This is a genomic window from Paenibacillus sp. 01L418 (assembly GCF_056400045.1).
Genome location: NZ_JBFTSN010000557.1, coordinates 1 through 3,588 on the forward strand (window position 1 = coordinate 1; position 3,588 = coordinate 3,588).

The following is a 3,588-nucleotide window of genomic DNA, read 5'->3' on the forward strand; positions in this document are numbered from 1 at the left end:
TGCGATACAAAAGCATTATTGGGCTTGGACATGATGGCAAGAGGCGTATCATATTRCTGAATCGTCCCTTCGTTCATCACGATCATATGATCGCCGAGCTTCATCGCCTCTTCCACGTCATGCGTCACAAACAATACGGTTTTGCCAAGCTCACGTTGTATTTGCTTAAAATCATCCTGCAGCTTCGTACGCGTAATAGCGTCAATCGCTCCAAACGGTTCATCCATCAGCAATATAGCTGGATCACCTGCCATCGCTCTAGCAATCCCTACACGCTGCTGCTGCCCACCTGACAGCTGCCGCGGATAAAGCTTCTTATAGCTTGCTGGCAAATGAACAAGATCCATTAAATAATCGATTCTCTCCGCTGTTTTTTGGCGTTCCCAGCCCAGTATATTGGGGACCGTTGCAATATTTTGTTCAATCGACAAATGCGGAAACAACCCTACCTGCTGGATTACATAACCGATGCTTCGGCGAAGCTCTGTCACGGGCAAGCTGCGAATGTCTTTGCCAAATATCGAAATCGTGCCTGCGGTCGGTTCAATAATTCGGTTTACCATTTTTAGCAAGGTCGTTTTGCCGCAGCCTGAAGCACCTAGAATCGTAACAAAGGAGCCTTGCGGAATAATAAGGCTCGTTTCATTAACGGAGGGATTCGCAGACTTTGGAAATGTTTTGGACACCTGCTCAAAAATAATGGCCTCTTTGCTCATTCTATATCAACTCCTGTAGGAAGGGGGCTTCCCCAATATGGAGAAACCCCGCTGCATTTAATTATGAATTATTTTTTCAATAAACCTTGCTCTACCAAAAATGCCTTCGCTACATCCGCGTATTCTTTCTTGTCGATATCCACTTGCGCGTTCAGCTTCTGAACAGTTGTGTTATCCAGCTTTGCAGAAATTTTGTTCAACACTTTAGCAATTTCAGGGTCCTTCTCGCTTAGCTCGCCGCGAAGCACTGGAGCTACGAAGTAAGGAGGCCAAAACTTCTTATCATCCTCAAGCAATACAAGATCCGGATTCGTCAAATCGCCATCAGTCGTGAAGCCAACAGTTACATCCGCTTCACCATCTAGCGTTACGCGGTATTTGATGCCGTAATCAAACAGCTTGATGCTTTTGAAGTTCATTTTACCGTAGAAAGTATTTAGTCCCTTTAATCCGTCTTCGCGCTCTTCAAACTCAGGAACAGCAGCGAGGTTAAGCTCAGGAGCTAATTTCACCAAATCTGATATTTTGTAAAGATTATATTTTTCAGCAATTTTCTTTGTTGTAACAAGACCTTGTGAATCGTTTGCGTTTGTTGGCTCCAGCCAAACCAGGTTGAATTTCTCTTTGTAGCCTTTTGCTACAGTATCATATACGGTTTTGGCATCGGAGTTTGGCGGCAATTCCAATACGTTGATTAAGCCTGTTCCTGTATACTCCGGGTAAAAGTCGATGTCGCCTTTTTTGAGCGCTTCATGGGCAACGAGTGTGCCGCCAAGATTGAGCTTGCGATCTACCTTGTAACCTGCGTCCTCAAGTGCCAGTGCGTACATCTCGCCCAAAATCAATGATTCCGTAAAGTTTTTCGAGCCGACTTTAATCTTTTCTTTGCTTGAACCTCCTTTAGAAGAACAAGCGCTAATAACGAGTACCACACTTATAATCAATAATGCCAAGCTTACCCATTTCTTTTTCATCTGAATTTTCCCCTTTCATTATACACGCTGATATTTGGTTACTGCTCTTTCAATTCCAGCAAATCCGATCTCCGATAAAATAGCTAGCAGCGCTACCGGCAGCGCCCCGACAAGCAGCAATGAGAATTTGTACATGCCAAGACCGTTGATAATAAACGTTCCCAGCCCGCCTCCTCCGATGAATGCGGCCAATGTTGCACTGGCGATCACTTCTACAGCGGCTGTTTTTAGTCCTGACAGCAGCAGCGGAGCAGCTAACGGCAGCTCGATTTTCCGCATAATCATTTTCTCTCCCATACCGAGGCCTGAAGCAGCTTCAATAATCGCTGGCTCAATACCTCTAAAGCCCATGTATGTATTAATGAGAATAGGCGGACAAGCAAGCAGCGTTAATGCAACTAATGCCGGTGCAAAGCCAGTTCCCATGATCGGTAAAATAATGACTAAAACCGCAAGGCTTGGGATGACTCGCAAGGAGTTGAACAGCCCCATAATCGGACCGGTCAGCCACTCTTTCTTGGCACATAATATACCGAGCGGCACACATACGACGAAAGCAATAAGGAGCGCGTAGAAACTTATGCTTAAATGCACCTTGACCGCTTCCAAAAATCTGTCGCTGTTAGCATTCACATATTCATAAGCTTCGAGGAACACATTCACCCGTTTGTCATCCTCCTTCCCCTATGTATTATCACTAATCAATAACTTGTTACCACTATTATTAAACTTTATACCCCATTATGTCAATCGGAATTATTAATTTACATCATTTCCTAGCTGAATAAGGGTTTGCAGCAGTATATTTGCTCCTGCTTCACAGTCCTCACGGCTGCTCCATTCAAGTGGATGATGACTGATACCATCCTTAGAACGTACCAAGATGAGCCCCATTTCCGTTAATTCACTCATGACCACCGCATCATGACCTGCGCCGCAAATCATATACTCCGCAGGCATACCAGCATCCTCACAGCTATCTGCAATCACTTTTGTAATATACTCCGACGTTTGAACAGGCACAGCAGCATCTAATGTCCGGATAGCGTAGCTCAGCCCTCTTGCTGCAGTAAGGCGTGACAACTCGCTTTTTATCGCAACCTCCAGCTTATTGAGCGACTCCAAGGATTCATGCCGCACATCGAGTGTAAATACCGCTTCACCCGGAATTACGTTGATTGCGGCTGGCGCAAGCTTAAACGTCCCTGTTGTTACGACGCCCCCATACTTCACTGCGATTCGTTCCACAGCAAGCACAACTTCTGCTGCGGCAGGCAAAGGGTCCTGTCTTAACTTCATGGGCGTTGTTCCCGCATGGTCCGCTCGTCCATGTATGGTCACTTCGAACCAGCGATGTCCATAAATCGCTGTTGCAATGCCAATCGCTGTATTCAGCTCTTCCAGAACTCGTCCTTGCTCAATATGAAGCTCAACATAGGCATGAATGGATTCTGAGCTGCGACTTGCAAGAGCTGCTTGATCAGGGTTCAAGCCGCCATGCTCCATCGCTTCGCGAAGCGACATGCCGGAAGAATCCGTAAGATCCAGCCACTTTTCATCCCAAGTATTTGCCATCGCACGGCTTCCCAAATAGCCGGCTCCAAAGCGCACGCCCTCTTCGTCCGTAAAGCAAATAACCTCGAAAGGTCTATCATGCCTGATTGACTGCTCCTTGATCGTTCGCAAAACCTCAATACCGCCAAGTACACCAAGCGCTCCATCGAATTGGCCTGCTTGAATGACCGTATCGATATGAGAGCCCGTCACTACAGCTCCTGCCCGCGGCTCCTCCCCCTCCAATCGCCCAATTAGATTGCCCGCTTCATCCTGCCTGACTTCTAGTCCCGCTGCTTTCATTTCACTGATAATAAATTGCCTCGCTATAAATTCCTCATTGC

General features: G+C 46.4%; 4 protein-coding genes. All 4 read right to left on the minus strand.

From position 1 onward, the window contains the following. Nucleotides 1-716: ABC transporter ATP-binding protein (locus AC1DSE_RS32570; RefSeq protein WP_477528863.1), on the minus strand; the 716-nt coding region annotated here is incomplete at its 3' end. Between the two features lie 68 nt (nucleotides 717-784). Then, on the minus strand, nucleotides 785-1,690 hold the full coding sequence (locus AC1DSE_RS32575; protein WP_477509295.1) for an ABC transporter substrate-binding protein: 906 nt from the start codon (nucleotides 1,688-1,690) through the stop codon (nucleotides 785-787). Nucleotides 1,691-1,708: 18 nt separating this feature from the next. Further along, the gene (locus AC1DSE_RS32580) at nucleotides 1,709-2,353 is read right to left on the minus strand and encodes an ABC transporter permease (RefSeq protein WP_477509296.1); all 645 of its coding nucleotides are present in this window, start codon (nucleotides 2,351-2,353) and stop codon (nucleotides 1,709-1,711) included. A gap of 96 nt (nucleotides 2,354-2,449) precedes the next feature. After that, nucleotides 2,450-3,588: allantoate amidohydrolase (locus tag AC1DSE_RS32585; protein WP_477528864.1), on the minus strand; the 1,139-nt coding region annotated here is incomplete at its 5' end.